The 4856-nt window shown below is 44.3% G+C and carries 3 protein-coding genes; 1 reads left to right on the forward strand and 2 read right to left on the reverse strand.

The features are described from left to right. The first annotated feature begins 167 nt into the window (after positions 1-167). Entirely contained in the window at positions 168-1922 is a 1755-nt protein-coding gene (locus QT974_RS30985) for an asparagine synthetase B family protein (RefSeq protein WP_333472209.1), read from the forward strand. Between the two features lie 249 nt (positions 1923-2171). On the opposite strand, the gene QT974_RS30990 is transcribed toward QT974_RS30985, so the two are convergent. Both QT974_RS30990 and QT974_RS30995 read right to left on the reverse strand, forming a co-directional pair. Then, entirely contained in the window at positions 2172-3476 is a 1305-nt protein-coding gene (locus QT974_RS30990; RefSeq protein WP_333472210.1) for a hypothetical protein, read from the reverse strand. Positions 3477-3496: 20 nt separating this feature from the next. Then, entirely contained in the window at positions 3497-4726 is a 1230-nt protein-coding gene (locus tag QT974_RS30995) for a diaminopimelate decarboxylase family protein (protein WP_333472211.1), read from the reverse strand. Positions 4727-4856 lie beyond the last annotated feature (130 nt).

Genomic DNA, 4856 nt, shown 5'->3' on the forward strand with positions numbered 1-4856 from the left:
GGTGCAAGGCAAATATATCCGTAGGGGCGAAGCATGACCGCATTCAACATGGGATTATAACTAATAACTCATATGCGGTCATGCTTCTTCAGGCTTCAAAAGTGAGATACACCCTGTACGTTTTTGTTAAGCTTGATATGATTATAAATAATATTAAGCTTGCCAAAATGAACCATATAAAATCATTCCTGAATTACAAAGGTAGCCAAAAACAAAAATTATTAGTTCCTCCAAGTCCTCTGGTTGAATTTGCCTCAAGTTGGCGGATAGCTTGGGGGGAAATAGATGCGATCGCAGATGATGCAGCGTGGCGAGAAGGTCAAATTGCGATTATTTGCTCTAACCCAAGCGTTCAGCTTGTTCTGAGTCCCTCTGAAAAATTTGTGATAGTAGGCGATATTTGGCTCAGCAATCGATCGCAATTGCTGGAAAAATTGGGCATTTCTGCGAGTAGTTGGCAGGGGTGCGATCGCCAATTAGTGGCTCAACTGTGGGAACGGTGGGGCCCTGAATGCTTGCCGCTGCTGGCGGGTATGTTTGCGTTTGCGGTTTGGGATCGCCAATCGCAGGTTTTGCGGCTGGCGCGCGATCGCACGGGCGCGCGCACTCTCTACTACACTACTGTTGGCGCGACTCGCTGGATTGCGCCTCAACTGCGGGCGATCGCACAATACCACTCAAGGGATCTCGACCTCACAGCCCTGCGAGATTACCTCTGCTGCTCGTTCGTTCCAGGCGATCGTACCCTGTGGCAGCAAGTCCGAGAACTGCGCCCAGGAAGCATTTTAAGCATTCCTGACGAGACAATTTCGGCATACTGGGAACTGCGAGAACAAGTTGTCGAGGCGGAACAATCTTTGGAATGGCACGGCGCGAGATTGCGCTCTCTTTTAGATGAAATTGTCCGAGAATATTTGCCCACAAATCAACCTGTAGGCGTGTTTCTTTCCGGCGGGTTAGACTCTAGCTGCATTGCGGCTTTAGCTGCTCAATTTTGCGATCGCCCAATTCACACTTACTCAATTCATTTTGGCGAAGAATGCGCCAACGAATTAGAGTTTTCCAGTTTAGTCGCCCAACATTGTCAAACTCAACACCACATTTTAGAAATTAGCTTTCGGGATATGTGGGAAAAGTTGCCAGAAACTATGGGTTACTTAGACGATCCGATCGGCGACCCGCTGACAGTGCCAAACTTGCTATTAGGAAGAATGGCGCGGGAATCCGTCGAAGTTGTCCTCAACGGCGAAGGTGGCGATCCTTGTTTTGGCGGCCCGAAAAATCAACCAATGTTAATGAACAGCTTGTACAATTCTGTCACTAATTTAGATGCACTACCAGCATATTTGCTGTCATTTCAAAAGTGCGCTGCGGATTTGCCTCAACTGTTAAAACCGGAAATTTGGGCAGCGATGCAAGCAGAACCTTCGGTATTTAGTGCGGATTTGAATGCTAGCGGCAATTATCTGAATCGATTAATGGCGTTAAATATCAAGTTTAAGGGAGCAGACCAGATTTTGACCAAAGTGAACAATTTGACTCAAGCTGCGGGGTTGCACGGGCGATCGCCTTTGTTCGATCAGCGAATCGTGGATTTGAGCATGACTATTCCGCCGGAGTACAAATTGTCCGGGGTTGTGGAGAAAGCTGTGCTCAAACAAGCGGTGGCAAATTTGCTGCCGGCTCAAATTTTGGACAGGCCCAAAAGCGGAATGCTAGTTCCCGTACAGTTGGGATTTAAGAAGTTTTGGCAACGAGAGGCTAAGGGTTTGCTGCTGTCGAAAAAAGCTGCTATTGCTCCTTATTGTAATCAATCTTTAATTGCTCAATGGTTAGATTATGAGGGAGATACTTGGGGGCGTTATGGCGTTAAGCTGTGGCTATTGACAAGTTTAGAACTTTGGCTGCAAAGTAATAAGTAATATTAAATTCGCACGCGCTTTCTCAGAGTCCGGCAGGGGTTAAAACCCCTGCCTCAAAGCTGAAGTCCTCTAAAGAGGACTGAAGAAATCATTAGTTTATGCAAGAGAATTATTGCTTAAAAATAAAAACCTCATCAGTCCTCTTTAGAGGACTTTCGCTATTAGACAGGGGTTTTAACCTCTGGCGGTCTTTGGCGTTAACTTGAGACCTCTGAACACTGCCACGTCCTTCCCCATCCCCATACAAACTCAACCAAAACTATCGACAACATAAATAGAACTATCCGTACCACCTAGCAGAATCAAACTACTATCATCGCTACCTAAATCTCGACTTCCTGCAATTCCTCGATTCAAAATTTGAATCAGTTTCTGAGGACTAAACGATTCCAATTCTACATAATTACCTAATTCCAACCACTCCAATTCTTCAGCAGATAAATCTTGGCGGATTTGGGCTGATAATTGTCTAGCATCTCGTGCATTTTGCTCAGAACTTAAGACAAACATATTATCACCAGCCGCCATAATTTGCCGGGGTAGCAGTCCGATATCAATAATTATCGCGCTGTTATCTGGGAACCAATTAGGACTGGTACGCAAGCGGTCAACCAAACCAATTCCTTTGGGACTGCAATCGTGCAAAGCATACACTTTTAAGTCGGGATTTCGACCCAGCATTTGCATAGTTATGTCGAAGATACTTTGAGGATATCCGGTAATGCTGAGGACTGCACAGTTGTTTTCAAAGTGAAAATTGTTGGCGATTAAAAATTGGGCAATTTCCGGGCGATCGCACACAACTAATCTGTCAAAACTGTAAGCGCTGACATCAGGACTGACGGTGACATTTGCATTTGTATCGCGGGGAGATGGCAGCACTTTAGCCAGAGAGTTAATTTCTGTCCAAGTATTCATCCAGCCTTGAAACTGATTTGAGTCAATCGTAAATTTTTGACTATTTGCAGTTCTTTTGTCAATTTTTTGATTCCCATAATAGATAGATAGCATTCCGATAGCAGAGCTAGCTAAAAACAGCGGAAAGGAATTTGATAACAGACTAACACCAATTCCGCAGACCAGAACTATTCCTGCCCAAACTTGCAAAGTCTTTGCAAATTTCTGGCGTTGTTGGTATGGATACTTGTTAGAATGGCTAGCAGTAACAGTTCCTTTGATTAATAAACTATTGATCGCAAACATTACCAAAATGAAAAATATATTAATTTCGGAAAATATAATTCCTATCCAGATAGCCAGAAAGATACCTGAAGCTATATTAACAATTAGGTATCCGGGGATTGTGTAGAACTCATCATAAATTTTTGGTTTCGATCGCCTATCTAAAAGGTAAAATAACTGTTTAGGCGTGAAAAACAGCGTGTCGTTAACCGAAATATCTGCGATCGCCTTAGCAAACATCGGGTCAGTTATTTTGACACCAGTCATTGCAGTCGGTTCAAAAGCAAACTTATGGCTGCATCGTAGACAGCGACCTCTATTAGCCGTGCGATCTTTTAACTTATTATCAGTTTGGCAGTTAATGCACTTCATAAAAATCTCCTATTGATTATTCAAAAAACTTGATTGGCTAGCAAAATGCTGTAATCTTCTCTGTGGCGAATTAGGCGATGTTGGCTATTTTCTAACAGCACTTCAGCAGGTTTGGGGCGGTGCAAAAAGTGTGACGACATGGCATAGCCGTAAGCTCCCACATCCAAAATACCAAGGATTTCTCCAACTGTTAAAGCCGGAAGTTGACAGTTTTTCCCCAAATAATCCCGCGAATAAGTCGTATTGCCACAAACATCAGTAAGATGTAAACAATCACGGCAATTCCAGGTACAAATCTCTCGATAACCGCCGTGAACCGACGGTACTGAAAGATTAGCAACAGTCGTATCTACACCGACAATTTGTTTGGCTTCTTGCCATTTTGTGGAAACAACTTGAGCGAGCAAAATAGCACATCCCGCTACAACCGATCGCCCTGGTTCAATTATTAAGTCAATTGCGCGGTCTAATTGACAAATTCTGGTGGTCAATTCTGCCCCAAATAGTTCCCAATCAAAGGCTGTACCCCCGCTGTGGTAAGGATAGCCAAAGCCCCCGCCAAAGTCGAGATATTCCCAATCTGGCAATTGCTGGGCTGCGGCAATTATCGTATCAATTACTTGAGTAAAGGCTGCGGTAGAATTAGTGCCGGTACCGCGATAAAAATGCAAGCCACTCAGCTTTAATCCGGCTGTTTTTGCGATCGCAATTGCTTCGGGAAATTCGGGCGATCGCACTCCAATGCGACTTTCCCCGGTTAATTCGGGCAAATTCAGCCTCAAACCCAGACTGGGCGGTGCTAAAATCTGTTGGTTATCCCTGAGAGATTGGTACACTTCGCAGCACAAATGCAACTGAGAGAGACTGTCGAAATTCAAAGTTTTGACACCCCATTTGAGAACTTGTTCCATCTCATCTCGGTGCAGATTACTGCCACTGTAAACAATATTTTGGGGTGCAAAACCTGCCTTGATTCCTAAATAAATATCTCCCGGCGTGTTGGCGTGCAATCCCCACCCGCTATCCCGAAAGATTTGCAGCAGGGCGATGCTACCGTTGGTGACGCTGGCAAAACAAAATTGAGTTCGCGGATAGTCGATCGCCTTAGTAATGCGGGCAATGGTTCGGCGCAAAATGTCGCTTTGATAAACGTACAGCGGCGAACCGTAAGTAGCTAATAACTCTTGGGCTAGGGCAAGAGTGAAAGGCGGTTGTTTGATGATTGATTTGCGATCGGTAATTGTTTGCATAAGTGTAAAGTAGATGTTTGTTTAATCAAAAATGTTGATTTCATTTCAATACGGTTTAGTTAACGATCTTTATTCCCCGGAGATCCCCCTAAATCCCCCTTAAGAAGGGGGACTTTGAGTAATTTCTTGT

The organism is Microcoleus sp. BM001215392 (assembly GCF_036700185.1).
In the GTDB taxonomy this organism is placed as follows: domain Bacteria; phylum Cyanobacteriota; class Cyanobacteriia; order Cyanobacteriales; family Microcoleaceae; genus Microcoleus.

Coding starts and splice junctions, on each gene's coding strand:
- QT974_RS30985 (WP_333472209.1), top strand. CDS start 168: ATGAACCATATAAAATCATTCCTGAATTACAAAGGTAGCCAAAAACAA.
- QT974_RS30995 (WP_333472211.1), bottom strand. CDS start 4,726: ATGCAAACAATTACCGATCGCAAATCAATCATCAAACAACCGCCTTTC.
- QT974_RS30990 (WP_333472210.1), bottom strand. CDS start 3,476: ATGAAGTGCATTAACTGCCAAACTGATAATAAGTTAAAAGATCGCACG.